Genomic DNA, 26244 nt, shown 5'->3' with positions numbered 1-26244 from the left:
CCCGGTTCTTCCCTCCCTCCGCTCCTCCGCTTCGCTCCCCCGCTCCACTCGGTCCAGAACCGGGCGGGCCGCGAACTCCGGGGTGAGGTTCTGCGGGGGTGGGGTTTCGGTGGGGCACGGTTCCCGGCGTCGTCATGCGAGGATTGCTCTCGTTGTGGGAGCAGAGGAGCGTGGGTGGAATGTCGACACTGAGCGATCTACTGGCCGAGCACACCGATCTACCGGGTGCGGCCGTCGATCATCTGCAGCGAGTGGTGGGGGACTGGCAGTTGCTGGCCGACCTGTCGTTCGCCGACCTGCACCTGTGGGTCGGGACGGGGCCGATCACCGACGGCGCGGACGTCGTGTGCGTCGCGCAGTGCCGGCCGACCACCGCGCCCACCGTGCACCCGGAGGACCTGGTCGGATCGCTGGCCAGTAAAGAGGCCTTCGCACAGATCTTTCAGGCGCTGCTCACCGGTGAGATCGATCGCGTCGACTCCGACGGCGAGGTCGCGGGGGTCTATCACCCGCATCCGGTGGCCGCGATTCGCGAGGCCATTCCGGTGCGCGTCGGCGACGACGTGATCGCCATCCTCGGCCGCGACACCGACGTGCAACGCCGAAAGATGCGCTCCAGCTTGGAGATCGCGTACATGTCCTGCGCCGACGATCTGTGCCAGATGGTCGCGGACGGCACGTTCCCGGCGCTGGAGGATCGCACGGGTTCGCACTCGAGCCCGCGCGCCGGTGACGGTTTCATCCGCCTCGACACCGACGGCATAGTCGACTACGCCAGCCCCAACGCCCTTTCGGCCTACCACCGCATGGGATTACAGAACGACCTGGTCGGCCAGGATCTGGCGCTGACCACCCGCTCGCTCATCACCGATCCCTTCGACGCGCAGGAGGTGGTCGGCGACATCCAGGCCGCGCTCGCCGGAAAGGCCGGGCGCAGAATGGAAGTCGAGGCGCGCGGCGCCACGGTCCTGCTGCGCACGCTGGTGCTGCGCCCGCACGCCGAACTCGCCGGCGCGGCCGTGCTGGTCCGCGATGTGACCGAGGTCAAGCGCCGCGACCGCGCGCTGCTGTCCAAGGACGCCACGATTCGTGAGATCCACCATCGCGTGAAGAACAATCTGCAGACCGTGGCCGCGCTGCTGCGCCTGCAGGCCCGCCGCACCGAGAACGAGGAGGCGCGCCTCGCGCTGACCGAGTCGGTGCGCCGGGTGACCTCGATCGCCTCGGTGCACGAAATGCTGTCCATGTCGGTTGACGAGGAAGTCGATCTGGACGAGGTGGTGGACCGCCTGCTGCCGATCATGGCCGACGTGGCGACCGTGCACACCGCGCGTATCAAGGTGCGCCGGGCGGGATCGCTGGGCGTGTTCTCCGCCGAGCGGGCGACGCCGCTGGTCATGGTGCTCACCGAGCTGGTGCAGAACGCCATCGAGCACGCCTTCGATTCGGGCGAGAACGGTACGGTCACCATCCGTTCCGAGCGTTCGGCGCGCTGGCTGGACGTCATCATCAGCGACGACGGGCGCGGGCTGCCGGACGGTTTCAGCCTGGAGGCGTCGGACCGTCTGGGCCTGCAAATCGTCCGCACTCTGGTGACGGCCGAACTCGGCGGTTCGATCGGCCTGCACCCCGGCGCGGACATCGGCACCGACGCGGTGCTGCGGGTACCGCTCGGCCGGCGTTCGGCGCGCTGATCCACCCGAAACGGACGCCGACAAAACCGAACAGGCGCACCATTCCTGAGATAAACCTGTGAGGGTCTCGCCACATTCGTGGCGGGGCCCTCTCGCCATTCTTGGATAAGCGATTCCATTGACCGGGAATTGTTCTTGTGTACAACAATCGCCGGCGCACTTGTTTGCGGCCCGATCGTTATCGGGTGTGCGAACCGGGTCTCTTACACACTGAAGCCCGGCACCTGTGGTGGTGCCGGGCCGAATTGCGTTTTGGCCGTAGGGCTGGGCCAAAACGCCAGGTTGCCGTCTTGTCGGTCGAGTACCGGCTAGACGACGCTGCGGGTGCGGGTGCGCGCGTTGCGACGCTTGAGAGCGCGACGCTCGTCCTCGCTCATCCCACCCCATACACCGGCGTCCTGCCCGGACTTCAGGGCCCAGGACAGGCAATCGGCGGTGACAGGGCAGCGAGCGCAGACCAGCTTGGCATCGGCAATCTGCGCGAGCGCAGGACCACTGTTACCCACCGGGAAAAACAGTTCGGGATCCTCGTCGCGACAGATGGCCTTGTGGCGCCAGTCCATTCCTCTGCTCCTTTGCTAGGGCATGCACATGGCTGTGCCCCTCGGGGTTTGTGGTCCGTTCACTTGTGCGACTCGAATGTTTCCGCACGGTTGCTTGTGAATGCTTTCACGAACACCGTAGATGTCAATAGATACTTGGTGCACCGTGGGGAAGCTCACGCTGTAAGGCCCCTACAAGACGGGCCTGCCGGATCATTTGTACTCGGTCTAGCGGGTTTTCGCAGCACAACCGCAAGGTTTCTCAGGCGGGTCCAGCCGACTAGGGCTTCGGCGCGACCACATCGAGGATATCCGGCACGGCTGTGAAATTCACCATGTTGCGCCGACCAATGAAGTCGCCATCGATTTGCAACCCGATGGGTTCGTCGACCTCGACGCGCACGCCCGGCACGTCGTCCGCCCGGAACAAATTGTGTCCCTTGGGATTTCCATTGCTCGCCAGCAACTCTCTGGCGATCAACAGTGTAGGCAAGACTCCCATGGTTCGCATGGCAAACACTCCGAGACCCGACTCGAAGGAGGTGCCCGGGTTCGTCACCACGGGCGTGCTGTCGAGGTATGTCCAGGGGCTGGTGTTGGTCACGAAGGCGTAGTGCACCTCCGTGACCGGTTCGTGACCTGGAATGACCAGGCGGACACGGGGATCGCGGCGCTGGGCGCGGAAGAACTGCTTGACCGTGGTGCGCAGGTACCGGGCCGGGGTGGCGGCTTTGCCGTTGGCGCGCTTGGCATCGATGGCCTCGCACACATCCGCGTCCAGGCCGACGCCGGCGCTGAAGGCGAACCAGCGATCGTCGGCGACGCCCAGTCCGATGCGGCGGTCGGTGTCCAGTGCGAGCAGATCGATGAGCTGGTTCGTGGCGGTCACCGGATCGGGTTCGATGCCCAGCGAGCGCGCGAACACATTGGCCGACCCGCCGGGGATGACGCCGAGCCGCGGCAGCCACTCGCGCGGGGTCTGGCCGGGCAACGGCAGGAAGCCGTTGATGGTCTCGTTCACGGTGCCGTCGCCGCCGTGCACGACGATCAGGTCCATCCGGTTGTCGGCCGCCCAGCGCGCGAGTTCGGCGGCGTGACCACGGTGTTCGGTGTGTGCGACGGTGAGCTGGGTGCGGGATTCCAGCGCGTGAGCGAGCAGATCGCGAGTTGCCGGGGTCGTCGAGGTGGCATTGGGATTCACGATCAGCAGCGTCCGCACGGCGTCCATCTTGCCCGTTGCCTTGCCCGGCCCATTCCGCAACCCGGAGTTTGTGGTCGACGATCAACCCCAACCTCGTGGTTCGTGGCCCGCCCGGCAACCCGGTGTTTGTGGTCGGCGATCGACCCCAACCGTGTGGTTCGCGGCCCGCCCGGTTCTGGACTGAGTGGAGCGGGGGAGCGAAGCGGAGGAGCGGAGGGAGGGAAGAACCGGGTCACGAGGGCCGCGAACAGCCCGGAGCGCAGCGTAGGGCAATCAAGCAGAGCCGTAGGCTGGGTGCCGTGGCTGAGCAGAACGGTGGAGACGCGCACGTCTCGGTGGTGCCCGGGACGATGCGGGCGGCCGGTGCGCTGGTGACCGTGCAGGGTGCGGTGGGCGTGATCGTGGCGTTGGTACTGATCCTGCGCGCGGCGACCGGCGCGGACCAGCACGTGGTGAACGGGTACGCGACCGCCGCGTGGTTGATCATCCTCGCGGGCGCGGTGCTGGCCGCGGGCCTGGGACTGCTGCGCGGGCAGCGCTGGGGGCGGTCGATCGCGGTGATCGCGCAGCTACTGCTGCTGCCGCCGGCCTGGTACATGCTGACCTCGCATCAGCCGGGGTACGGCATCCCGCTGGGCATTTCCGCGATCGTGGCCCTGGGGCTGTTGATGGCGCCGGCCTCGAGTCAGTGGATGGCCGCCGGTTACGACACCTCGGACTAGTCTCCGGGTCGAAACTGTGGTTGCCGATGGGTAACCACTCTCGCGGGGTCCGTAAACCCGGCTGAATGCGCCGGACAGCGGTTTTGGTCAGTCGTCCATATGGTTGCGGCTGGTCGGCCGGTTTCGATCCGCGGTGGCGATCTCCGAGCTAACTCGAGACGGCCGATTCGGCCCCGTTATTCCACTTGACCGCGGACCGAACCTGTGGATCACCTCGGACCCGGGCCACGGCCGAATCGCTCTGTCGCTCGCGGGCCGAGTCCCCTCACCGCCGCCGGCCCGGTCACTCCGCCGCGTGCTCGGCCAGCCGGGTCAGGGCCGGACCGGCCAGCCGGTACCCCTGCCACTCGCTCTGCAGATCCGCGCCGATCGCCTCGTAGAAGTCGATCGACGGCTTGTTCCACTCCAGCACCGACCACGCCACCCGGCTGTAACCCCGGTCCACGGCCTCGCGGGCCAGCGCGGCCAGCAGGTCGCGGCCCAGGCCCAGACCGCGGGTCTCCGGTTTGACGTACAGATCCTCCAGGTAGATCCCGTGGACGCCGTCCCAGGTGGAGAAGTTCAGGAACCAGATGGCGCAGCCGACCACGCCGGTCTCGCCCGGGCCCTCGGCGACGTGGGCGAACACGGCGGGGGAGGGGCCGAACAGCGCGAGTTCGAGCTGCTCCGCGGTGAGCGTGCACTCCTGGCGCGCCTTCTCGTACTCGGCGAGGTCGTAGACGAGTCCCACCAGGGCCGGGATGTCGGCGGGTGTGGCACGGCGGATCATGGCTGCCCCTTTCAGCGGTAGGGAGTCAGGTTGTGCGCGAGGATCGTTCGCGCGTGATAGTCGTGCCCGAGGACGGTGATCGCCGCCGTGGACAGGAAGAATCTGCGGCCTTCGATCACCCCGAACTCGGCCCAGCGGGCGATCAGCACGCGGGAGAAGTGACCGTGCCCGACCAGAACCACGTCGCGCGCGGCCAATTCGGGCAGCACCGAGTCCAGGACGCGGTCCGCGCGGCGGCCGACCTCCGCGGCGGTCTCGCCCTCGGGGACGGGGGTGGTCCACACGGTCCAGTCCGGCACGGTGCGCTGGATCTCCACCGTGGTCAGGCCCTCGTACGCGCCGTAATCCCACTCGGCCAGGTCGTCGTCGATGCGCACATCGGTGAGGCCGGCCAATTCGGCTGTGCGCGTGGCGCGTTGGCGCGGGCTGCTGAGCACCAGCGGGTCGCGCAGGCGCAGGTCGTCGAGGAGTTTGCCCGCCGCCAGCGCCTGTTGCTCACCGGTCGGTGTCAGCGGAATGTCGGTGCGACCGGTGTGCCGGCGCGCGGCCGACCACTCGGTTTCGCCGTGTCGCAGCAGTATCAATCGAAAATCGTGCGCTGACATGAACTCGATCATGCCGGATGGCGCGCGCCCGCCCGCTTAGCCGGGAGGGGGGTGTTCGCCACACCCGTCCGGCGATGGCGGGCGCGCCCGGCCGGATCAGCTCGCGGCCAGGGCGAACAGGGTGTCGCCGCGGCGTTCGAGCACGGTCGGGCCGATGGCCATCAGGGAGATCGGCTCGTCGTGGTAGTCGCTGCGCTGCACCGAGATTCGCTGTGTCTGCGCGCCGGTGACGGGGTCTAGGGCGGCCAGTCCGTCGCGGACCGGGACCAGCAGCTTGCCCGAGAGCAGCGTGGGGGTGCCCAGGACCTGGGGAATGCCCCAGAGCGGCTCCAGCGTCGAGCCGTTGAGGGCGACCAGGTTCTCGCCGGTGAACACGAAGTAGTTGGCGCCCACCCGCGATACGAAGGCGTCCGCGGCCAGCGGGGCCGAAAGCTGATGGGTGGCAACGAGATTGCCGGAGACGTCGTAGATCGCCAATTGCGGTGCGGTGGACTCGGTTCCGGGCAGGTAGACCGCGACCCGGCTGTCGGATACCGCGATCGCACGGGCGCCGCCGACCGCCGCACCGGGCTCGGTGAGGATGTGCGAGCTGTGTTCCTCGGGGGTGGTGCTGTCCTTGGGCGCGGGATTGAGCACGGTGAGCCGGTCCGAGGTCTCCCGGGGGCAGCGTTCGAGGACCGCCAGCCGGCTCGACGCCGAGGCGGCGGACAGCAGCGTGCAGCCCTGCCGGGGCTGGGTGCGCGGGTTCACCGGCGCGTCCACGTACCCGTATTCCAGGGTGCGCACCAGGTCCGAGCGCCACATCTCCAGCCGGTTCGCGCCCAGCGCCAGGGTGTAGGTGCCGTCGACCGAGAGCTGCACCTGATCGTCCATGTAGCTGGAGCGCGCGGTCAGCCGCGCGCCGGTGTCGGCGTTGAGCAGCGTGGTCTCCGAGCAGCCGCGGTCGTCGCGATAGGTGGCGATCACGGTCCCGAACTGGGATTCGACCGCGCACAGCGGCCTATCCCGCTGATACTTCCAGACCTGTTCCCCCGTAGCGGGATTGCGCCCGAGCACGGTGTCCCCGTCGCCGGTGACCGCGACCCCGCCGACCGCGATGGCCCGCTCGGCCGCGCCGTCCGCGGCCTGCCACACCTCGCGCATGGCCGCGGGCAGTTTTTCCGGTGTGGGCGGGGCGGACAACGTCTGATCCGCCACCACCGACTCGGTGGCGCGAGCGTCGCTGTTCCACCACACCACGCCCGCCGCGATCGCCACCAGGGCCGCGATCGCGACAGCGGTCAGAATATCGGCGCGCGTTCGCCGCTCAGGTGCGAGCACGACAGCGAGACTATCCGATCCCCCGGGCGGCATCGATCGCGTGCCGGATCGCGCCGCCGCGCGGATCCGCGGGAAGCCCGTGCGCGCGGCCCGCGTCCGAGGGATCGGGCGTCGGCGGTCAGGGGAATCGGTCGTCTCGGTCCCGGGGAGCGGCGGGCGGCTCGGCGGGACGGACCAGGCCGTGCCGATGCGCGTACACGACCGCGTGAATGCGGTCCCGAACTCCCAGTTTGGCCAGGATCCGCGAGACGTGGGTCTTGACGGTCTCCTCGCCGACGCCGAGGTCGGCCGCGATCTCGGCGTTGCTGCGCGCGTCCGCCAGCAGGAACAGCACCTCGCGCTCGCGCGCGGTGAGTTCGGCCAGTTCGGGCGGTTGCGCCGGCGGGGTCAGGTCCCGTACGAGGCGCGCGGCCAGCCGCCGGGTCATGGACGGGTCGATGACGGCGTCGCCGCGCATCGCGACGCGGATCGCCGCGACCAGTTCTTCGGGCGCAAGGCTTTTCAGTAGGAAGCCGCTGGCCCCGGCGGTGAGGGCGCGGTGCAGGCCCTCCTCGCTGTCGTAGGTCGTCAGCACCAGCACTCGGGTGCCGCCTGCGGCGACGATGGCCTCGGTCGCGGCGAGGCCGTCGAGTTTGGGCATGCGCACGTCCAGGATCGCCACGTCCGGGCGCAGGCGGGCGGCGGCCTCGATCGCGGCGCGGCCGTCACCCACCTCGGCGACGCATTCCAGATCCGGGTGGGCGTCCACGACCGCGCGCAGGCCGGAGCGGAACATGGTGTGATCGTCGGCGATCAGGACGCGAATGTTCATGCCGCTCCGATCGGGACCGACACCCGGATCTCCCAGTGCTCGCCGGTGGCGTCCAGGCCGGAATCGACCGTGCCGCCGAACAATTCGACTCGGCGGCGCATGCCGTCCAGGCCGCGCCGCGGGGACTTGCCCGATCCGGGCGAGCCCTGACCCGGCGCCGAACCGGTGTTCGGCGGCGGCGGAACGGGATTCCTCTCGCGCAGCTCCACCCGGGTCGGGTGGTAGTGGATCTCCAGCTCCGCCGGATCACGGCCGTGCCGCAGCGCGTTGGTGAGCATCTCCTGGACCACGCGATAGAGCATGACGTCCAGCGACTGCGGCAGCACCGGCGGCTCGCCGGTGATCCGCAGTCGCACGGTCGAACCCGCCGCCCGGACGCGCTCCAGCAGTTCGCCGATGTCGACCAGCCCGGGCCGGCGCTGCCCGTCGTCGCGGCCGTGTAGCAGATCCAGCTGGCGGCGCAGGTCGACCATGGCCGCGCGGGAGCTGGTCTCGACCGCGGACAGCGACCGCACCGCCGCGGCGTCGTCGGTGTGGGACAGGGCTATTCGCGCGGCCCCGGCGTGCATGCCGATGGCGCTGACGTGGTGGGTGATCACATCGTGCAGATCGCGGGCGATGGCGGCGCGCTCGTCGACCAGTGCGCGGTCGAGTGCGGCCAGTTGGTCGCGCTGCCGAAGTCGTTCGCGCTGTTCGAGTTCGGCGATGTACGCGCCGCGCGCGGTGGTGTACCGGCCCACCAGCCACGGCACCACGCCGCCCGCCGCCGCCAGCGGGAACAGGCGCCAGTCACGCGCGAGGATCCCGCCCGCCAGCAGGTTCGTCACCGCCGCGGCCGCGGCGAGCAGCGCCACCGTGCCCACCGAGGTGAACCCGCTCAGCCAGGCTCCGGCGCGATAGCCCGCCACCAGGAAGCCGACGTCGGGCACCCGCGCGGGCAGGTCGTGGTGGTTCGCGAACACGGCTATCGCGACCTGGAGCGCGGCCTGCACGATCGCCACCGTCACCACGGCCCGGGTGGCGGGCGCGGCGGCCAGCGCGAGGTCCGCCGCGATCACCGCGGCGGCCAGCGTCCAGGCGAGCGCGGGCGCGGCGCCGAACGCGCCGCACAAACCCAGCTGCGCGGTGTCGACCACCGCGGCCACGATCGCGACCACCAGCGACTGCCGGGTCAGTGACCTGGTCACATCCACGTCGGTCCCGTCCTTTCCCCGGCGGTCGTGTCGAGCGGACGCTACTCCCGGCCGCGGTGGTCCCCCGTGCGGGGGATGCGCAATCCCCCGTCGGCGCGACGACCGCGGGCGGCCCGCTCGGTAGCGTCGAGATATCGCCGCCGAGCAGGAGTTTTCTTTCAGGAGCCGCTATGGACAAAGACGCTTTCATCTACGCGCTGCCCGCGTTCGCGGTGCTGATGCTGATCGAATGGATCGCCGACCGTCGTGATCCCGATCGGCCCGCCAACGGCATCTCCGGGCGCGACACCGCGTCCAACATCGCCACGTTCGCGCTCAGCCGGGTGGCCAAACCCGTTCTGGCCCAGCTGCTTCCGTTCTCGGCGGTGGTGCTGGCCGCGGCGCTCACGCCGTTGAGCCTGGCCGCGGGGACCTGGTGGGTGTGGCTGCTCGGGCTGGTAGTCACCGATTTCTGCTACTACTGGGCCCATCGCGCCGATCATCGAATCCGGCTGCTGTGGACCTCGCACAGCGTCCATCACTCGAGCCGGTTCTTCAATTTCTCCACCGCCATCCGGTTGCCCTGGGCGCATCCGGTCGCCCAGCAGCTGCGCGGCCTGGCCTGGGTGCCCGCCGCCCTGATCGGCCTGCCCGTATGGATGATCTTCGCGTTGCAGAGCATCGGCCTGCTCTACCAGTTCCCGATCCACACCCAGCGGGTCCGGACCCTGCCCCGCCCCCTGGAGTTCGTGTTCAACACCCCCGCCCACCACCGCGTCCACCACGGCTCCAACCAGCCCTACCTGGACAAGAATTACGGCGGCGTCTTCATAGTCTGGGATCGCCTGTTCGGCACCTTCGCCGCGGAAACCGAACCGATCCGCTACGGCCTGACGAAAGACATCGGCACCGACAACCCCCTGAAACTGAACTACACCGAGCTCCTGGACCTGGTCCGCGACGTCCGCACCGCCACAACCTGGCGTTCCCGCCTGACCTACGTCTTCGGCCCACCCGGCTGGACCGAACCCCCCACCCCGGCCCAGCTTCCGGTGCCGTCCCCCGAACCCGAACGAGCCGCCGCTCCGGTCTGATCCTCACGCCCCGGCCGTATCCTCGCAGCGGTGGTGCGGGGCTCCCTCCGGGTACGGAAAGCGCCGTGGCCGAGAAGATCCAGCGATCGACTGCGACATCTCCGGTACGGGGCGGCAGTTCCTACCGGGTCGTGCGGGTGCCGAGGGCGAGCGAGCCGATACCGCAATAGTCGGTCGCGAGCGGGTGGTGGCGAGTCCTACCCGAGTGTCGGCGGCGTGGTGGTCGACAGGGTGCGGCGGTAGACGAGGGAGTCGCGCCGGCTGAAACCCGCCCGCCGGTAGAGGCGGTTCGCGGACTCGCGCGAGGGCCTGGACGTGAGGTCGACCGTGCGGGCTCCGGCCGCACGGTAGAGCTCGACCGCCGCGCGGGTTCGATTGTCTTTCAAACTGTTTCGGGATACGTGCGGGTGATAGAACCTGTGTTGTGATGTATTCCCGTGGCGAGCCACCGACCCCGCGCCGTTCGGAGTCGTTTTGGCAGACCTACGCCCGGCCCGTCGGTTGGGTTATCGGAAGCGTCGGTGCGGTCGGGCTGGTCGGCTGGCTGACAGACGGGAATCATTCCGCCGCGGTACTGGCGGCGATGATGCTCGCCGCACCGGCGAGCATCATCGCGCTGATCGTCTTCCTGGTCAGGGCTGTAAGCCAACCGCGACATGTGCCTCTGCCACCACTCCCCACAATGTCACCGATGCCGGTGCGCCAGGGACCGCCTCCCGGTTGGTATTTCGACTCGCCGGGCATCGAGCGTTGGTACGACGGTCAGGTGTTCACCGATTTCAAGCGTCAGACCCCGAACCTGTAGAACGCCTTACCGCGTCAGCAGCCGGCACGGCCTTCATGGGCCCGCGGATACGCGTTCGGCCGGGCTGTGGGACAGCCCGGCCGAACGGTTCAGGGGTTGTGCGGTTAGGCGACTTCCGCGGCGGCCTTGCGGGTGCGGCCCTTGGCGGGGGTCGCGGGGAGGGGCTCGGCGGCCGCTTTCGTTGCCTTTTTCGCCTTGGCGGGGGTTTCGGCCTTCTTGGCGGTCTTCTTCGCCTTCGGCGGTTCGGGCGCCTCGGCGGCCTTCTTGCCTCGGGTGGCCTTGACCGGTTCGGCGGCGGGCTTCTCGGCCTTCTTCGCAGCGGCCTTGGCGGGCTTGGCTGCTTCGGGGGCCGGGGCCTTCTTGGCGCGTGTTGCCTTGGCCGGGGCCTCGACTGCCGGCTCGGCGACCTTGGACTTGGCCGCCCGGGTCGGCTTGGCGGGAGCCTCGGCGACCTCGGCGGTCTTCTTCGCGCGGGTCGCCTTGACCGGCTCGGCCGCCTCGACGGCCGGGGCCTTCTTGGCTCGCGTTGCCTTGACCGGGGTTTCGGCTGCTGGCTCGGTGCTCTTCGCGGCGCGGGTGCGCTTGGCGGGAGCGGCCGGTTCCGCGACCTCGGCGGACTTCTCGGCGCGGGTGGTCTTGGCCGGGGCCTCGACCGCCGGAGCCGTGGCCTTGGCTGCGCGGGTCGCCTTGGCGGGGGCCTCGGCGGCCTTCGCAGACCGAGTTGCCTTGGCGGGCGCGGCGGTTTCCGCCGCCGCGGGCTCGGCGGCGGCAGCCGCCTTGCGAGCGCGCGTCGCCTTCGCCGGTGCGGCGACCTCCGCAGCCGGAGCCGCCTTGGTCGCACGCGTCGCCTTGACCGGCGCCTCGGCGGCGGGGGCCGCCTTCGTGGCGCGGGTGGCCTTGGCCGGTGCGGCTTCGGCGACCGGTGCGGTCTTGGCTGCGCGGGTGGCCTTGGCTGGAGTGGCTTCCGCGACCGGTGCGGTCTTGGTCGCGCGGGTGGCCTTGGCTGGAGTGGCTTCCGCGACCGGTGCGGTCTTGGTCGCACGGGTGGCCTTGGCCGGAGCGGCCTCGGCGACCGACGCGGACTTGGTCGCGCGAGTTGCCTTGACCGGGGCCTCGGCGACCGCCGCCGCCTCCGTCGCGGGTGCCTCGGCCGCCGGGGCGGCCTTGCGCGAGCGCGTCGCCTTGACCGGTGCCTCGGTGAGTTCGGCCGCCGGTGCGGCGGCCTCGCTCGCGGCGGACTTCCGGGTGCGGGTGGCCTTCACCGGGGCGGCTTCCTCGGCGGCCGGGGCCGCCTCGGCCGTGCGCGTCGCCGCGGTTGCCGGTGCCGCCTCCGCCGTGGTTGCGGTCGCCTTGGCCGTGCGCTTGCGCGCGGGGGCCTTCGGCTCTGCGATTTCCGAAGCGGCGGAAGCGGTTTCGGCTACAGCCGCCGGTGCGGCTGTCGCCTTGGCCGCCTTGCGGCGAGTGGTGGCCGGGGCCGCGGGAGCCTCGGTGGCAGGTGCCGCCGGGGTCTGTGCGGCCGGAGCCGTCGAAGCGGTAGCCGTGGCCGCCGGAGCGGTCACTGCGGCCGCGGGAGCGGTAGCCGTAGCTGCCGGAGCGGCGGTGGCCGCTTCGACCACGACGATCGAGCCTTCGCTCGCGCTGCCCGCCGCCTTGGTGGCCCGTCTGCGGCCGGTGGCCCGGACGGGAACGACCGGCGCCGGTTCCGGGGAAACGGCCGCGGCGGTTGTGGATTCGACCACGACCTCACCCGGGGCCTGGGCCGGGCGGCTCGCGCGCCGCCGGCCGGTGGCCTCGGCGGGGGACGCAGTCGCGGTGATGTCCTGTGCGGCAACATCATTCGCGGCTGTACCGGCAGGCGCGCCGGTGGCGGACGTACCCGGTGCGGTGTCGGCGGAAGCGACCGCCGTGGCCTCCGCGGCGCTGTCACGCTCGCTTGCCTCCGGCTTGACCGAATCGGCCGAGCGGCGGTTGCGAGTACGGGTGCGAGCGGTGCCCTTGTCGGCCGCGTCGCCGGAGGCGGCCGGGCCGCCGAGAACGGCGTCCTTGGCGGGGCCTTCGGTCACCGGCGTCGTCGCGGCGGGGGCCGCCGAGAACTCGACGGCGGAGACCGCCGCGAAGCCGTTGCCGTTCGCCGCCGCACCGTTGCCGTTGCCGTTGCCATTGGTGACGACGTTGTCGAAACCGTGTGCGACGGTGCTGCTGTCGGCCGACCCGGTGGCGGAATCGACACCGTTGACGCCGGCCCCACCGCGCCCGCGGCGACCGCGGCTGCGACGGGTGGATTCGCCGGAGCCGCTGTCGGCGGCCGGCGACTGCTGAGTATCGGTGACCGCCGCCGGTGCGACAGCCCCGGTGTTCTCGGTCGCGACGGTCGAATCGCTCTCGGTTGCGACGGCCGACTCGCCATCGGTCGCGACGGCCGCGACCTCGGCGGCCGCGCCGTTGCCACCCTTGTTGCGGCGGTTGCGGTTCCGGCGGCGGTTCCGGCCCTCGCGGACGGGCTCGGTGCGGCCGGACTCGTCGCGGTTCGCTTCGTCCCGGTCGGCGGTGTCGGCGTCGGCGGCGGAATCCAGTGCGACGGCCTCGCCGACCCACCCCTCCGACGCGTTCTCGTTCACCGAAACCGTTGCGGTGGAACCATTGTCGGATCCGCCACGGCCCCGGCGACGACGACGCCGGCGACCCGGCTTGTCCGAGCCGTCCTCGGACGCTCCCGAGTTACCTTCGGGCGCAGCCGATTCCGTTGCGATCTTGACGTCGGTGGCAGCCACCTCGGTCGCCGCGCCGGACTGCCCGCCGCGGGTGCGCTTGCGATTACGGCTACGCGGGGAACGGCTTTCGCGTTCCACCACGACCGCGTCGTCGTCCCGTTCCCGGGCCGGCGCGCTCTTGCGGACGGTGCCGGTGATCCCGGCGGGGATGCCGAGCTCCTCGTACAGATGCGCCGAGCGCGAGTACGTCTCCACCGGCTCGGGGATGCCGAGCTTGAGGGCTGCGTCGATGGAAGCCCAGCGCCGCAACTCATCCCAGTCGATGAGCGTGACCGCGACACCGGTGCGGCCCGCGCGGCCGGTACGGCCGATGCGGTGCACGTAGGTCTTCTCGTCCTCGGGGCACTGGTAGTTCACCACGTGCGTGACGTCGTCGATGTCGATGCCGCGCGCGGCGACATCGGTGGCGACCAGTACGTCGATCTTGCCCTCACGGAACTTCTTGAGCGCCTTCTCACGCTGCACCTGGTTCAGGTCGCCGTGCACCGCGCCCACGGAGAATCCGCGCTCGCCCAGATCGTCGGCGACCTTCTGCGCGGTGCGCTTGGTGCGCGCGAAAATCATGGTCGCGCCGCGGCTCTCGGCCTGCAGGATGCGGGCGATGAGCTCGCTCTTGTCGAGCGCGTGCGCCCGGTACGCGAACTGGGTGATGCGGTCGGTGATGGTGGAGTCGTGCGGCTCCTCGGCCCGAATGTGCGTGGGCCGGTTCAGGAATGTGCGCGCCAGGCTGATGATCGGACCCGGCATGGTGGCCGAGAACAGCATGGTCTGACGCTGCTCCGGGACCATGTTCAGCACGCGCTCGATGTCGGGCAGGAAGCCCAGGTCGAGCATTTCGTCGGCCTCGTCGAGCACCAGCACCTGGACCTTGCCCAGGATCAGATGGTTCTGCTGGGCCAGATCCAGCAGTCGCCCGGGGGTGCCGACCACGACGTCCACGCCGGCGCGCAGCGCGGCGATCTGGGTGTCGTAGGGGCGGCCGCCGTAGATGGCGTGCACCCGCAGCGGCGTGCCGTCCTGGGTCTTGACGTACTTGCTGGCGTTCTCCAGATCCTCGGTGACCTGCACGCACAGCTCACGCGTCGGCACGATGATCAGTGCGCGCGGGGTGCCGTCCAGGGGAATGGTGCCCGAGGTGTCCGAGGCGACACGGTCCAGCAGCGGGACGCCGAAGCCGAAGGTCTTGCCCATGCCGGTGCGGGCCTGACCGATGAGATCCTCACCGGCCAGTGCGAGCGGCAGGGTGAGTTCCTGAATCGCGAAGGTGCGTTCGATGCCGATATCGGCGAGCGAGCGCACGATGTCGGGATTGACGCCCAGTTCGGCGAAGGTGGGGGCGGTATGGGTTTCGTCGAGCTCCGCGGTCAGTAGCGTGTCGGCCACACCGGGTTCCTGCTCTACGGTGATCTTGCTCAGGGTTCGTGCCTTCCTCGTTTTATCGCGTCTCGCGCGCACGAGGTGTGGGGCGGACCGGTCGGTCCGCGACGACCACTTGATCCGTTGGTCTGTCTCGCCGCTGCTGGGATGCCTAACCGGTGTTCGGTCCGGCATCGACCTGCGCGGCGGACAATGTTGCGGATCGGAGTGCGCGCACATTTTCCGTGGACTACGGCTGCTCGAGCACCGGTTCACGGGGTATCCGGCAAACTCGTTCGAGCGATATTCTCCGTTGTCTGCGGAGATTGTAGCGTGATACGGTCTTCGCTCTTTTTCCCGCCACCGCAATTGCCGGTGTGTATTGCACCGGTTGCGATGACCCCGGCGGATTCGGCCGCTGCCGCGCCGGGTTCGGCGATCGCGGCACCGGCTGCGGCGCACGGCAATTGACACCTTAGCGCGCTGTGCCAACCCCGGTGGACAAGTTGGATTCCTCACATACCTGATACAACGTGTAGCACTATGTGCGAAGTTGTGCGGGTGAGCTTGGCAGACACCGTGAGCATCGCCGCGCGCAACGCGTGGGCCCTGACCTTCGGCACCGGAATCGGTTCGCCCGAACCTACCCCGTCGACGGTGCTGTCCGTCGCGCCGCACCGCGAGCTGCGCCGCTACAACGGTTCCGGCGCCCAGGACCCCGCGGTCCTGCTGGTGCCGCCGCTGGCCGCGCCCGCGTTCTGCTTCGATCTGAGCCCCGAGCAGAGCATGGCCGCGTTCCTGCGCGACAGCGGCCGCGCGCCCTACCTGGTCGACTACGGCGACATCACCTTCGAGGACCGCCGCATGGGCTTCGAGGACTGGATCGACGACATCCTGCCGGAGTCGATCCGCCAGGTCTCGGCCGATCGCGGCGGGCAGCCCGTGGACCTGGTGGGCTGGTCGCTGGGCGGCGTGCTGGCGCTGCTGACCGCCGCCGCCGATCCCACCCTGCCGATCCGCTCGGTGACCGCGGTCGGCGCGCCGCTGAGCTACGACCACATGGTCGGGGTGCGCGAACTGCGCTCGCTGGCTCGCCTGGACGGCGGCCGGACCGCCACCGCGGCGATCCGCGCCACCGGCGGCGTGTCGGCGCAGCTGACCCGCCTCGCCTATCGCGCCACCGCCTGGGACCGAGAACTCAAGCGCCCCTTCTTCATTGCGAGCAATCTCGCCGACACCGCGACCCTGGAGCGGATGGCGATCATCGACCGTTTCCAGAATTCGCTGCCCGGCTACCCGGGTCGTTTCTACAATCAGCTCTGGGGCCGGTTCATGCTCAACAACGACATCGGCAAGGGCGTGGTGCGTTTCGGCGAGCGCCGGATCGAACTCGCCGCGGTGACCGTCCCGGTGCTGCTGGTCGGCGGCCCGAACGACGTCATCACCGCGGCCGCCGCGGTCCGGCACGGCACGACCACGCTGACCGGTTCGCCGGACGTGCGCTACGAGACCGCGCCGGGTTCTCACCTCGGCATTCTCACCGCGCGCGACACCACTTGGACGTACCTGGACAAGTTCCTGAGCGATCAGGAGTAGGCCGGGCCGTTCATCACAGCGGGCTAGGGTGGAGTCATGGGAGCAAACTCGTCAACTGCGCTCGGCGCTCCGTCGGATTCCGCCGACGGACTGATCGCCGCCACCCACCCCGGGGTCGCCGAACTTTTCGCGGTTCTCGCCTACGGTGAGATCTCCGCTTTCTATCGCCTGGCCGAAGAGGCCAAGCTGTCGCCGTCGCTGCGCGGCAAGGTGGCCGTGGCCAAGATGGCCGCCAACGAGATGGAACACTTCTCGACCCTCGAGAACGCGCTGGCCGCCCGGAACCAGGATGTCTTCGACGCCATGGCCCCGTTCGTGCGCGCGCTGGACGCCTATCACGCCTCCACCGACCCCTCCACCTGGCTGGAGTCGATGGTCAAGTTCTACGTCGGCGACGGCATCGCCGCCGACTTCTACACCGAGATCGCCGGCGCCCTGGCTCCCGAGGTCGCCGTGATCGTGCGTGACGTGCTCGCCGAGACCTCCCACTCGGAGTTCGTGATCGACGAGGTCCGACGGGCGGTGGCGCAGAATCGCTCCGAGCGCGACCGGCTGACCCTGTGGGGCCGGCGCCTGCTGGGCGAGGCCATCACCCAGGCGCAGTACGTCATGGCCCAGCGCGACGAGCTGACCGAACTGGTGCTCACCGCGACCGGCGACCTGAACGGCATCGCCACCCTCTTCGAGCACATGCAGGACTCGCACGCCGAGCGCATGCGCGTTCTCGGGCTCGGCTGAGTCCTAGTTCGCTGAGAGCGCAGGGCGGTCCATGCCGCCCGTAGCGCCCGCTGCACTAGCCTTGGCGAGGACAGCACAGGACTCTAGGTTCGGAGGTTGGCCGTGGAGGTCAAGATCGGTATTTCGGATAGCCCGCGTGAGCTGATCATCAACAGCGCGCAGACCCCCGCCGAGGTGGAGGCACTGGTGACCGGTGCGCTGCAGGGTGAGGCCGGCGTCGTGGCGCTTTCGGACGAGAAGGGCCGCAAGTACCTGATCCAGGCCACCAAGGTCGCCTACGTCGAGATCGGCGCCCCGTCCGCGGGCCGCGTGGGCTTCGCCGCAGTCTGAGCAAGCCACAAAAACGCCCCGCCGCGATCCGCGACGGGGCGTTTTCACGTTACGAGCCAACTGATTTCGTGAGTTCGGGGTAACTCCGGGAGTACCCCCGAAATGGTTTCGGCACCCAACCGCACCACGCGAATGGGACAGGCGACGGCTCTCAGCCGTGCGCTAAATATTCGGGGAGGCGGGTCAGTGAGGCGGGTCAGTTGTCGATCGGGTGTAGCGGCACGTGCGACAGGCCGCCCCAGCACAGCGAGACCGTGGTGTCGACCGCTTCGTCCTTCGGGATCGGGCGATCGGCCTCGAGCCAGTAGCGCGCGCTGAACTGGCTGGCGCCGACCAGACCGACGGCGAGTACGCGAGCGCGGTACGGGTCCAGGCCGGAGTCGTGCGCGACCAGGTCGAACACCGCGTCCACGCAGGCCTCGGTGGCCTGTTCGACCCGGCGCTGCACCTGCGGCTCGTTGGTCAGGTCGGACTCGAAGACCAGGCGGAAACCCTGGGTTTCGTGATCGACGAAGTCGAAGTACGCCTGGACGGCGGCGCGGACGCGCTGCTTGTTGTCGGTGGTGGAGCGCAGCGCCTGGCGCACACTCGACACCAGGGCGTCGACGTAGTTCTGCAGCACCGCCAAATACAATTCGAGCTTGCTCGAAAAGTGTTGGTAGAGCACAGGCTTGCTGACACCGGCGCATTGCGAGATTTCGTCCATGCCCGAGGCGTGGTAACCCCGCATCACGAAGACCTCGCCGGCCGCGGCAAGTAGCTGAGCGCGCCGTGCCTCCCGGGGCAGACGGGTCCCGCGCTTGCTGGGCGCCATGGCCTCGGATGACATGCGTGCGGTCATCCGGTCCACGAGGTCTGTCATTTTCCGATCTCCCAGTCGATTCCCGGCGGAAAGGATGGGTCACCGGGTATCTCCCGAACGATACTCGCTCGGGGCCCCGATGCCGATCCAGGTTCCGAATATTGGTGTGCTGGATGTTGGCGCGCTCCGGGTTCCGGAGGATGCGCTACCGCCTCGATTATGCGAGGCCGGTCACAAGTGTGGACCCGATGCCCGAATTTGTGAGTTCGATCTCCGCACTCGTGAGATATCTCGCAGCAAAGTCCGGGGCTCGCCGTCGCGGGCCATGTCGCGCCCGCGCGTCGAATCCGGCGGGTCGTACGGCCCCCGCGTGCTCGAGCCCGCACTGTGAGAGGCTTTTATGGTGACCGACCAAGGGGGCAACAACTCCGGCGGGCGCGATTCACGCCGTCCCGTGCAGATCGGTGCGCCGCGCGCCGTCACCGGAGCGGGCCCGAAGAATCTCGCCAAGCGCAAGGGGAGACCCACCGGCCCGATCTACGACCCGCTCGGTCTCTACGAGTCCGGCGCCGAGGTCCCGCCCGCGGGCCTGCACCCCGACGGTTCGGCCATCGCGGGCCCGTCCGGCGATCGCCTCCCGCAGCCGTACCAGCCGCTGCGCGCGAGCTGGGATCCGACCGCCCCGTCCGAGGCGGGCCGCGAGCGCCCCGATCGCGAGACCAAGAAACAGAGCATGTTCGGCCGCTTCGTCTCCACCTACGGCTGGCGGGCCTACGCGCTGCCGGTGCTGCTGGTGGTGACGGTCCTGGTCGGTGTCGACGCCCTGCGCGGCGGCGGCGAAAGTGTCGCCGGGGTACCGGGTTTCGGGCGTTTGAGCGAGCACGCCGACAAGACCGGCATCTACGGCGCACCGCCCAAGGGCGACGGCAAGTTCGGCAGTGATCTGCCCACCGGCGCGGTGCCCGGCGGCGGCCCGTTCACCGAGACCGGAGCCGGTATCTGGCACATGATCCCGGGCACGACGGCCCAGATCGGCACCGGCTCCGAGCACGTGTTCACCTACACCGTGGAGATCGAGAACGGTATCGACACTTCGGGTTTCGGCGGTGACGACTCGGTCGGCAAGATGGTCGACGCGACGCTGGCCAATCCCAAGAGCTGGACCCAGGATTCGCGATTCGGCTTTCGCCGCGTCGACGGCGGCGAACCGGATTTTCGCATCTCGCTGACCTCCCGGCAAACCACCCGCAAGTCCTGCGGATTCGACATTCCCATCGACTCTTCTTGCTACAACGCGGATTTGGGGCGTGTGCTGCTGTCCGAGGCACGCTGGGTGCGCGGCGCCCTGGCCTACGACGGCGACATCGGCTCGTACCGCCAGTACCAGATCAACCACGAGGTCGGCCACGCCATCGGGTACCACGAGCACCAGCCGTGCGAGGTGGACGGCGGGCTGGCCCCGGTCATGATGCAGCAGACCTTCGGTACCCGGAACAACGACATCGCGGTGCTGGACCCGGACGGCGTGGTCCCGATGGACGGCAAGAAGTGCCGCTTCAACCCCTGGCCGTACCCGCGCGGCTGACGGTGCCTAGGCTGGACGCATCACACGGCCCGGGTGATCCGATGGGAAGAACGCTCGGACTCGTGGTGTTGCACCTCTGAGCCGCGAGTACTCGGCGAATTCGATTGAGGAGTCCGCACACGTGACAGCATCGCATCCTTCCCTGCCGCCGCTGGTGGAGCCGGCCGCGGAGCTGACCCGGGACGAGGTCGCCCGCTACAGCCGCCACCTGATCATTCCCGATCTCGGGGTGGTCGGTCAGAAACGTCTGAAGAACGCCCGGGTGCTGGTCATCGGCGCCGGCGGGCTGGGTTCACCGGCCCTGTTGTACCTGGCCGCCGCGGGCGTCGGCACGCTCGGCATCGTCGAGTTCGACGAGGTGGACGCGTCCAATCTGCAGCGCCAGATCATTCACGGCGAATCCGATATCGGCCGGTCCAAGGCCGACAGCGCGCGCGATTCGATTCTGGAGATCAATTCCGGAATCACCGTGGAGCTGCACAAGATTCGCCTCGAGCCCGAGAACGCGATCGAGTTGTTCTCGCGCTACGACCTGATCGTGGACGGCACCGACAATTTCGCCACCCGTTATCTGGTCAACGACGCCGCGGTGCTGGCGCACAAGCCGTACGTGTGGGGCTCGATCTACCGCTTCGAGGGCCAGGTCTCGGTCTTCTGGGAGGACGCCCCCGACGATCGCGGCATCAACTACCGCGATCTGTACCCCGAGGCGCCGCCGCCGGGCATGGTCCCGTCCTGCGCCGAGGGCGGCGTGCTCGGCGTGCTGTGCGCCTCCATCGGCTCGATCATGGTGACCGAGGCGATCAAGCTGCTCACCGGCATCGGCGACCCGCTGCTGGGCCGGCTCATGGTGTACGACGCACTGGACATGACCTACCGGACCATCAAGCTGCGCCGCGATCCCCAGCGTCAGCCCATCACCGAACTCATCGACTACGACGCGTTCTGCGGCGTGGTGTCCGAGGAGGGGCAGGCCGCGGCCATCGGCTCGACCGTCACCGCGCGCGAGCTCAAGGAGATGCTGGACGCGGGCAAGGACGTGGCCATCATCGACGTCCGCGAACCGGTGGAATGGGAGATCGTGCGCATCGACGGCGCGACCCTGATTCCCAAGGACCGCATTCTGACCGGTGAGGCGCTGGCCGAGTTGCCGCAGAATCGCCCGATCGTGTTGCACTGCAAGACCGGTATCCGTTCGGCCGAGGCGCTGGCCGCGCTCAAGCAGGCGGGCTTCGCCGACGCCACGCATCTGCAGGGCGGCATCATCGCCTGGGCCAATCAGGTCGATCCCAGCCTGCCGGTCTACTGATCCGTTCCTCGGATCCGCGAATCGTGGTCGCGGGTCCGGGGCGTGCACCGGGCCGTAGCGCGGTCCGATGTCCGCTTCTGACGGCGCGTCTCGGGCGACACTCTGTGATGCGCGAGTCCGGCGCTTAAGACGCGCAACGGCGCGGGAGCGGTAAGTTACGCCCGTGACCATGACTGCTGTGGAACCTCCGGAGCACGTGCGCGCCACCTTCGGGTTGCGCGAAGTCGGCCCGGTTCCGCTGGGGAACTGGGACGGCGGCTGGCGCTGCGGAGATGTGGTGCTGAGCCCGGTGACCGATCACGCGCGGGCCGCGTGGTCGGCCAAGGTGCGCGAGACGTTGCGGGTGGACGGGCTGCGCCTGGCGCGCCCGGTGCGCGCCACGGACGGGCGCTACGTGGTGTCCGGCTGGCGCGCGGACACCTATCTCGAGGGTGTGCCCGAACCCCGCCACGACGAGGTGGTGTCGCTCTCGCTCCGATTACATCAGGTGACCGAACGTCTGGAGCGGCCGCGTTTCCTGGCCGTGGCCCCGGTCGCGCCCTGGGTGGACGTGGACGTCTTCGCGGCGGCCGATCGCGCCGCCTGGGAAACGGTTCCGTTGCGGACCCTCAAACTCGGCGGGTTGTTGCCGACCACGTCACCGGACGGTGACCGCAGTCTGCACGTGATCACTCAGCTCTCGACGCTGCGCAAGCCGGTGGCCACGCCGCCGCAGCTGGTGCACGGCGATCTGTTCGGAACCGTCCTGTTCGCGGGCGGTTCCGCGCCCGGGCTCACCGACATCACCCCGTACTGGCGTCCCGCGCCGTGGGCGGCGGCGGTGATCGTGGTGGACGCGCTGTCCTGGGGCGGGGCGGACGATGGTCTGCTCGAACGCTGGGCCGCCCTGCCGGAGTGGCCGCAGATGCTGGTGCGCGCGGTCATGTTCCGGCTCGCGGTGCACGCGCTGCATCCGCGATCCACCCCCGAGGCGTTCCCGGGGCTGGCGCGCACGGCGGACATGATCCGCCTGATTCTCTAGTCGCACCGGCGAAAGCACCGCCGGGCCGGCGAAAGAACCGCCCCGCCAACGAAAGAACTGTCGCGCCGAGTGAGAAGCTCGGCGCGACAGTCGTTGTCGATGTCCTCCGGGATCGCCGGGGTCATCGGATCCGGGCTCGCGGTGGGCGGGAGGTCCCCGCGAGCCGGAGTGCGGGGCCTACACGTTGGCGTAGGCGAGCGAGGGCACGCGCTGCACCGCGAAGGTGGTGCGCAGGTAGAACCACCAGGTGCCCGCGGCCATGGCGAGGAAGACGACGGTGTAGAGGGTGAAGGCGGGGTTCATGCTGCCGAAGTTGATGTTGGACAGGCGAAGTGCCTGCTGCACGATCCAGCCGCCGGAGGCGCCCACCGCGCCGATGACGCCGATGGCGGCGCCCGCCTGCCGCTTGGCCGAGATGAGCGCGGTGGCGGCGTCCTGGCCGTGCTCGGAGGCGTAGCGCTTGGCTTCGGCGCCGAAGATGGACGGGATCATGCGGTAGGTCGAGCCGTTGCCGATGCCGGTGAGCACGAACAGCAGCAGGAAGGCGATCAGGTACAGCGGGAAGCTCTTGGCCGCGAGCGCCGCCATGATCAGCAGTGTCGCCGCGGACATGCCCAGGAAGACGTACAGGGTCATCTTCGCGCCGCCGACCTTGTCCGAGATCCAGCCGCCGAACGGGCGGCTCATCGAGCCCACCAGGGCGCCCAGGAAGGCGAGGTTGCCGATGGTGCTCATCCAGCTGATCTTGGCCAGGTCCGGGAAGTTGGCCTTGAGCAGGGTGGGGAAGGCGAAGGAGAAGCCGATGAAGGAACCGAAGGTGCCGATGTAGAGCACCGACATGACCCAGGTGTGCCGATTGGTGAGCGCGGCCCGGTAGGACTTGCCATCGGCCTTGGCGCCGGTGAGGGAGTCCATGTAGCGCAGCGCGCCGAAGATGGCGAACAGGATGAACGGGATCCAGACCAGGACCGCCAGGGTGATGCCGAAGCGGTAACCGGCCGCGTCCTTGGCCATGATGTGCGTGCCGAGGGTGATGATCAGCGGGACGATCAGCTGGGTCTGGGCCACGCCGAGATTGCCGCCGGCGGCGTTGATGCCGAGGGCCGCACCCTTTTTCCCTTCGGGGAAGAAGAAGTTGATATTGGCCATCGACGAGGAGAAGTTACCGCCGCCGACACCGGCGATGGCGGCCAGCACCATGAACACCCACATGGGCGTGCTCGGCTGATTGATGAAATAGATGATGCCGAGCGCGGGCACCAGCAGCATGGCCGCGCTGAAGGCCGAGAAGGCCCGGCCGCCGAACTTCGGGATGGCGAAGGTGTACGGAATGCGCAGGGCCGCGCCGACCAGGGTGGGTGTGGAGGTCAGCAGCAGGGCGTTGCCGACGGCCGTGGGATTGCCCTTGCCGAGCCCTTCGAGGAACGAGAAACCCGCCGCGCCCATGGCGGTGACAATGCTGCCCCAGATGACCCAGATGCTGAATCCGAGATTTTCGGCGAATACCGAGAAAATAAGATTCTTGCGAGCGGTCTGTTTTCCCCCGTTGTCCCAGAATTCCTTATTGTCCGGATCCCAATGATCGATCCACCGCCCGCGCGTCTGATGCACGAATGCGGTCTCCGGAGCCTCTACGGTTGTCATGAGCAGCGTTCCTCTCGCACTGACGACCGCCCTCATCGTGATCTCCCGAAGTGGAATGTGTTTCCGGGAGTGGTCCCTGCGGTCGAAACAACCGTACGAAGCGCCGATTACAACGACGTCGCTTTCGGTGACGTCGAGGGCAATTCCGGCTCACGTTCGCGCGAGCACGATGGTGACCTTTCGGTTACCCGCGAGATTCAGCGGGCGTCCGGGTATTCGGCGATGAGGGATCCCAGGAAGCAGTCCGCGGCGCGGGCCGCGCGTTCGGAGTCGCCCGCGATGACGGCCTCCACGAGTTCGATGTGCTCGGCGTGGTACGCCTCGCCCGCCTTCTCCGAACGGGACCGGATGCCGGCCTCGATCACCGGCAGCAGCGAGTCGTAGAACTCGAGGTACACCGCGTTGTGGCTGGCGACCACGATGGCGCGGTGCAGCTGCACGTCGGCCTCGATGGCGGTCGCGAGATCGTCGTCCCAGGCGATCCGGCGTTCTTCCAGCAGCCGTTGCAGATTGGCGATGTCACCGGCGTCGCGGCGGCGCGCGGCCAGGGCGGCGGCGGTGGTGTCCAGGGCCTGGCGCAGTTCGAGGATGTCGCGCTGGTGGGCGTCGGCGAAGTATTCGGTGAGCGCTCCGCCGAGGGTGGAGGTGGAGATGACGTAGGTGCCCGAGCCCTGGCGGCGTTCGACCATGCCGGCGTGCACGAGCGCCTGGACGGCCTCGCGCACGGTGTTACGACCGGTGCCGGTGAGCTCGGTGAGCTCGGGCTCGGTGGGGATCCGCGAGCCGACAGGCCAACGGCCGGAACGGATTTCGGCACGAAGCTGCTCTGTCACCTGGGCGATGAGGCTCGTGCGCCGGACTGGTTGCACGTGGGACAGCGTACCGTGCCTCACATTCTTTGCATCACATCATCGGGTCATCCTATGATTTCGTGGTGACTGCGACGCTGAATACCTCGACGTCCCGCGAACGGGCCCTTGCCGCTGCCGGCCCGCAGCGGCCGCTCGCCGACCCGTCGAGGCCGGATCCGGCGCCCTCCGCACGTAAACGTTCCCTGCTGGAAGGCAGGCTGCTGGTACTGGCGGCGATCATCATGTCCGCGCTCACCCTGCGCGTCGCGGTCACCGCCTTCACCCCGCTGGCCGCGCAGATCGGCGACTCGATGGGGTATTCCACCGCCGTCGTCGGCGTCTTCGGCATGCTCCCGACCGCCATGTTCGCCCTCGCGGGCCTGCTGACCCCACTGCTGACCCGCCGGCTCGGGCTCGAGCGCACGGTCCTGCTCGCCATGGTCATGACCGGCGTGGGCACCCTGATCCGCGCGATCGTGCCCGCCACCTGGGAACTGCTGGCCTTCTCGGCGCTGGCGCTGACCGGTATGGGCATCGGCAACGTGGTGATCCCGCCGCTGGTGAAGCGGTACTTCTCCGATCGGCTGGCGCTGCTCAGCTCCCTCTACATCGTCATGGTGCAGCTGGGCACGGTGGTGCCCGCGCTCGTCGCCGTGCCCGTCGCCGAGGCGCACGGCTGGCGAATCTCCCTGGGACTGTGGGCGATCCTGGCCTTCGCCGCGGTGCTGCCGTGGCTGGGCGTGCTGCGGATCCGCCGCGATCACGCGCGCGCGGACAGCACCGAACTGCCGCCGGAGCCGCTCGAGGCCACCGGCAAGGTGTGGCGCTCGCCCCTGGCCTGGGGCATGGCGCTGATGTTCGGCATGACCTCGCTGATCACCTATTCCATGTTCACCTGGATGCCGACGATCTTTTCCGACGCCGGGGCCAGCGCCTCCTTCGGCGGCAGCATGGTCGGCATCTTCGCCCTCATCGGCTTGGTCGCCGCCCTGAGCGCGCCCATCGTGGTGGGCAAGATGCGCAACCCCTTCCCGGTCGTGATCGGCTGCGCCATCAGCTTTTTCGCCGGTTTCGCGGGGCTGCTGCTCGCGCCCATGGCGGCCCCGCTGGTGTGGGTGGTGCTGCTGGGCCTGGGTCCCTCGACCTTCCCGATGGCCCTGACGCTGATCAATCTGCGCACCCGCACCTCGGCCGGTTCGGCGGCGCTCTCGGGCTTCACCCAGGGCGTCGGCTACTCCGTGGCATGCCTGGGACCGCTGGCGTTCGGCGTCCTGCATTCGGTTACCCACGGTTGGCTGGCCCCGTTCGCCTTCCTGTCGGCGGCGGTGCTGGTGCTGCTGGGCGGGGCCTGGATCGCGTGCAAGCCGAGCATGCTCGAGGACACCTGGCACTGATTTCACGTTTCGAGTTGCCGACCCGTGAGGTAGCGCGCATGCTGTGTGGCGGCGCTTACACCTCACGGGTCGCGGTGACGTATGTGGGCTCTTGGTGACACCCGGAAACTCT

Annotated in this window: 22 protein-coding genes and 1 pseudogene; 11 read left to right on the top strand and 12 right to left on the bottom strand. The window is 69.1% G+C overall.

The features are described from left to right. Positions 1–179 precede the first annotated feature (179 nt). Positions 180–1694, top strand: a complete 1515-nt coding sequence (locus tag ABZ319_RS18535; protein ID WP_354987635.1) for a histidine kinase N-terminal domain-containing protein — start codon at positions 180–182, stop codon at positions 1692–1694. A gap of 308 nt (positions 1695–2002) precedes the next feature. Here the strand turns inward: ABZ319_RS18535 and ABZ319_RS18530 are convergent, their stop codons facing one another. Together ABZ319_RS18530 and ABZ319_RS18525 are read right to left on the bottom strand one after the other, a co-directional pair. Further along, positions 2003–2257 (bottom strand): WhiB family transcriptional regulator, encoded by a 255-nt coding sequence (locus tag ABZ319_RS18530; protein WP_033087439.1) that lies wholly within the window; start codon positions 2255–2257, stop codon positions 2003–2005. Between the two features lie 259 nt (positions 2258–2516). Further along, positions 2517–3455: a diacylglycerol kinase family protein gene (locus ABZ319_RS18525; RefSeq protein ID WP_354987642.1), complete on the bottom strand. Its 939-nt coding sequence runs from the start codon at positions 3453–3455 to the stop codon at positions 2517–2519. A 332-nt stretch (positions 3456–3787) separates the two neighbouring features. Between ABZ319_RS18525 and ABZ319_RS18520 the strand changes: the two genes are divergently transcribed. Further along, on the top strand, positions 3788–4159 hold the full coding sequence (locus tag ABZ319_RS18520; RefSeq protein WP_354987641.1) for a hypothetical protein: 372 nt from the start codon (positions 3788–3790) through the stop codon (positions 4157–4159). Positions 4160–4442: 283 nt separating this feature from the next. Here ABZ319_RS18520 and ABZ319_RS18515 read toward each other — a convergent pair whose 3' ends face one another. The 5 genes from ABZ319_RS18515 to ABZ319_RS18495 all read right to left on the bottom strand — a co-directional run bounded on the left by ABZ319_RS18515 (position 4443) and on the right by ABZ319_RS18495 (position 8857). Next, positions 4443–4928: a GNAT family N-acetyltransferase gene (locus ABZ319_RS18515; protein ID WP_354987634.1), complete on the bottom strand. Its 486-nt coding sequence runs from the start codon at positions 4926–4928 to the stop codon at positions 4443–4445. 11 nt (positions 4929–4939) lie between these two features. Beyond that, positions 4940–5533 carry an acid phosphatase gene (locus tag ABZ319_RS18510; protein ID WP_354987633.1) on the bottom strand — a complete coding sequence of 198 codons (594 nt, stop codon included), beginning with the start codon at positions 5531–5533 and terminating at the stop codon, positions 4940–4942. 96 nt (positions 5534–5629) lie between these two features. Then, entirely contained in the window at positions 5630–6853 is a 1224-nt protein-coding gene (locus ABZ319_RS18505; protein ID WP_354987632.1) for a hypothetical protein, read from the bottom strand. A 118-nt stretch (positions 6854–6971) separates the two neighbouring features. Next, positions 6972–7664: a response regulator transcription factor gene (locus ABZ319_RS18500; RefSeq protein ID WP_354987631.1), complete on the bottom strand. Its 693-nt coding sequence runs from the start codon at positions 7662–7664 to the stop codon at positions 6972–6974. Beyond that, the gene (locus ABZ319_RS18495) at positions 7661–8857 is read right to left on the bottom strand and encodes a histidine kinase (protein ID WP_354987630.1); all 1197 of its coding nucleotides are present in this window, start codon (positions 8855–8857) and stop codon (positions 7661–7663) included. Before ABZ319_RS18495 ends, ABZ319_RS18500 begins: the two co-directional genes overlap by 4 nt. A 170-nt stretch (positions 8858–9027) precedes the next feature. Here ABZ319_RS18495 and ABZ319_RS18490 point away from each other — a divergent pair, with 170 nt between their 5' ends. Continuing rightward, the gene (locus ABZ319_RS18490) at positions 9028–9930 is read left to right on the top strand and encodes a sterol desaturase family protein (protein ID WP_354987629.1); all 903 of its coding nucleotides are present in this window, start codon (positions 9028–9030) and stop codon (positions 9928–9930) included. Between the two features lie 197 nt (positions 9931–10127). On the opposite strand, the gene ABZ319_RS18485 is transcribed toward ABZ319_RS18490, so the two are convergent. Continuing rightward, positions 10128–10316 carry a hypothetical protein gene (locus tag ABZ319_RS18485; protein WP_354987628.1) on the bottom strand — a complete coding sequence of 63 codons (189 nt, stop codon included), beginning with the start codon at positions 10314–10316 and terminating at the stop codon, positions 10128–10130. Between the two features lie 38 nt (positions 10317–10354). Here ABZ319_RS18485 and ABZ319_RS18480 point away from each other — a divergent pair, with 38 nt between their 5' ends. Next, a complete protein-coding gene (locus ABZ319_RS18480) occupies positions 10355–10735 on the top strand; it encodes a hypothetical protein (protein ID WP_354987627.1) in 381 nt (126 codons plus the stop codon). Positions 10736–13380: 2645 nt separating this feature from the next. On the opposite strand, the pseudogene ABZ319_RS18475 reads toward ABZ319_RS18480, so the two are convergent. Beyond that, positions 13381–14889, bottom strand: a pseudogene (locus tag ABZ319_RS18475) (DEAD/DEAH box helicase); the annotation flags it as partial. Between the two features lie 534 nt (positions 14890–15423). Between ABZ319_RS18475 and ABZ319_RS18470 the strand changes: the two are divergent. The 3 genes from ABZ319_RS18470 (at position 15424) to ABZ319_RS18460 (ending at position 17526) form a co-directional block, all read left to right on the top strand. After that, on the top strand, positions 15424–16458 hold the full coding sequence (locus ABZ319_RS18470; protein ID WP_354987626.1) for an alpha/beta fold hydrolase: 1035 nt from the start codon (positions 15424–15426) through the stop codon (positions 16456–16458). Positions 16459–16494: 36 nt separating this feature from the next. After that, positions 16495–17196: a ferritin-like fold-containing protein gene (locus ABZ319_RS18465; RefSeq protein WP_354987625.1), complete on the top strand. Its 702-nt coding sequence runs from the start codon at positions 16495–16497 to the stop codon at positions 17194–17196. A 102-nt stretch (positions 17197–17298) separates the two neighbouring features. After that, positions 17299–17526, top strand: coding sequence for a DUF3107 domain-containing protein (locus tag ABZ319_RS18460; protein WP_354987624.1), 228 nt, complete (start codon positions 17299–17301; stop codon positions 17524–17526). 196 nt (positions 17527–17722) lie between these two features. On the opposite strand, the gene ABZ319_RS18455 is transcribed toward ABZ319_RS18460, so the two are convergent. Next, positions 17723–18388 (bottom strand): TetR/AcrR family transcriptional regulator, encoded by a 666-nt coding sequence (locus ABZ319_RS18455; protein ID WP_354987623.1) that lies wholly within the window; start codon positions 18386–18388, stop codon positions 17723–17725. A 340-nt stretch (positions 18389–18728) separates the two neighbouring features. Here ABZ319_RS18455 and ABZ319_RS18450 point away from each other — a divergent pair, with 340 nt between their 5' ends. From ABZ319_RS18450 to ABZ319_RS18440, 3 genes are all read left to right on the top strand, one after another. Next, a complete protein-coding gene (locus ABZ319_RS18450) occupies positions 18729–19913 on the top strand; it encodes a DUF3152 domain-containing protein (RefSeq protein ID WP_354987622.1) in 1185 nt (394 codons plus the stop codon). Between the two features lie 121 nt (positions 19914–20034). Next, positions 20035–21222 carry an adenylyltransferase/sulfurtransferase MoeZ gene (gene moeZ, locus ABZ319_RS18445; RefSeq protein ID WP_354987621.1) on the top strand — a complete coding sequence of 396 codons (1188 nt, stop codon included), beginning with the start codon at positions 20035–20037 and terminating at the stop codon, positions 21220–21222. Between the two features lie 169 nt (positions 21223–21391). Beyond that, on the top strand, positions 21392–22243 hold the full coding sequence (locus tag ABZ319_RS18440; RefSeq protein ID WP_354987640.1) for a TIGR02569 family protein: 852 nt from the start codon (positions 21392–21394) through the stop codon (positions 22241–22243). Between the two features lie 177 nt (positions 22244–22420). Here the strand turns inward: ABZ319_RS18440 and ABZ319_RS18435 are convergent, their stop codons facing one another. Together ABZ319_RS18435 and ABZ319_RS18430 are read right to left on the bottom strand one after the other, a co-directional pair. Continuing rightward, on the bottom strand, positions 22421–23887 hold the full coding sequence (locus ABZ319_RS18435; protein WP_354987620.1) for an MFS transporter: 1467 nt from the start codon (positions 23885–23887) through the stop codon (positions 22421–22423). 197 nt (positions 23888–24084) lie between these two features. After that, a complete protein-coding gene (locus ABZ319_RS18430) occupies positions 24085–24756 on the bottom strand; it encodes an FCD domain-containing protein (protein ID WP_354987619.1) in 672 nt (223 codons plus the stop codon). Between the two features lie 224 nt (positions 24757–24980). Here ABZ319_RS18430 and ABZ319_RS18425 point away from each other — a divergent pair, with 224 nt between their 5' ends. Then, complete coding sequence (locus ABZ319_RS18425) at positions 24981–26132, top strand: MFS transporter (RefSeq protein ID WP_354987639.1); 1152 nt, start codon at positions 24981–24983, stop codon at positions 26130–26132. Positions 26133–26244: the final 112 nt, after the last annotated feature.

It is taken from the genome of Nocardia sp. NPDC005978, from assembly GCF_040614455.1.
GTDB lineage: Bacteria > Actinomycetota > Actinomycetes > Mycobacteriales > Mycobacteriaceae > Nocardia.
The sequence above is the reverse complement of the archived record's forward strand: the minus strand, read 5'-3'. Positions and strand labels throughout refer to the sequence as shown.

Excerpts from the sequence above, each read along its gene's own strand:
- ABZ319_RS18455 (WP_354987623.1), bottom strand. The coding sequence starts at position 18,388 with ATGACAGACCTCGTGGACCGGATGACCGCACGCATGTCATCCGAGGCC.
- ABZ319_RS18490 (WP_354987629.1), top strand. The coding sequence starts at position 9,028 with ATGGACAAAGACGCTTTCATCTACGCGCTGCCCGCGTTCGCGGTGCTG.
- ABZ319_RS18465 (WP_354987625.1), top strand. The coding sequence starts at position 16,495 with ATGGGAGCAAACTCGTCAACTGCGCTCGGCGCTCCGTCGGATTCCGCC.
- ABZ319_RS18440 (WP_354987640.1), top strand. The coding sequence starts at position 21,392 with ATGACTGCTGTGGAACCTCCGGAGCACGTGCGCGCCACCTTCGGGTTG.
- ABZ319_RS18500 (WP_354987631.1), bottom strand. The coding sequence starts at position 7,664 with ATGAACATTCGCGTCCTGATCGCCGACGATCACACCATGTTCCGCTCC.
- ABZ319_RS18530 (WP_033087439.1), bottom strand. The coding sequence starts at position 2,257 with ATGGACTGGCGCCACAAGGCCATCTGTCGCGACGAGGATCCCGAACTG.
- ABZ319_RS18450 (WP_354987622.1), top strand. The coding sequence starts at position 18,729 with ATGGTGACCGACCAAGGGGGCAACAACTCCGGCGGGCGCGATTCACGC.
- ABZ319_RS18515 (WP_354987634.1), bottom strand. The coding sequence starts at position 4,928 with ATGATCCGCCGTGCCACACCCGCCGACATCCCGGCCCTGGTGGGACTC.
- ABZ319_RS18510 (WP_354987633.1), bottom strand. The coding sequence starts at position 5,533 with ATGTCAGCGCACGATTTTCGATTGATACTGCTGCGACACGGCGAAACC.
- ABZ319_RS18435 (WP_354987620.1), bottom strand. The coding sequence starts at position 23,887 with ATGACAACCGTAGAGGCTCCGGAGACCGCATTCGTGCATCAGACGCGC.
- ABZ319_RS18535 (WP_354987635.1), top strand. The coding sequence starts at position 180 with ATGTCGACACTGAGCGATCTACTGGCCGAGCACACCGATCTACCGGGT.
- ABZ319_RS18425 (WP_354987639.1), top strand. The coding sequence starts at position 24,981 with ATGTCCGCGCTCACCCTGCGCGTCGCGGTCACCGCCTTCACCCCGCTG.
- ABZ319_RS18520 (WP_354987641.1), top strand. The coding sequence starts at position 3,788 with ATGCGGGCGGCCGGTGCGCTGGTGACCGTGCAGGGTGCGGTGGGCGTG.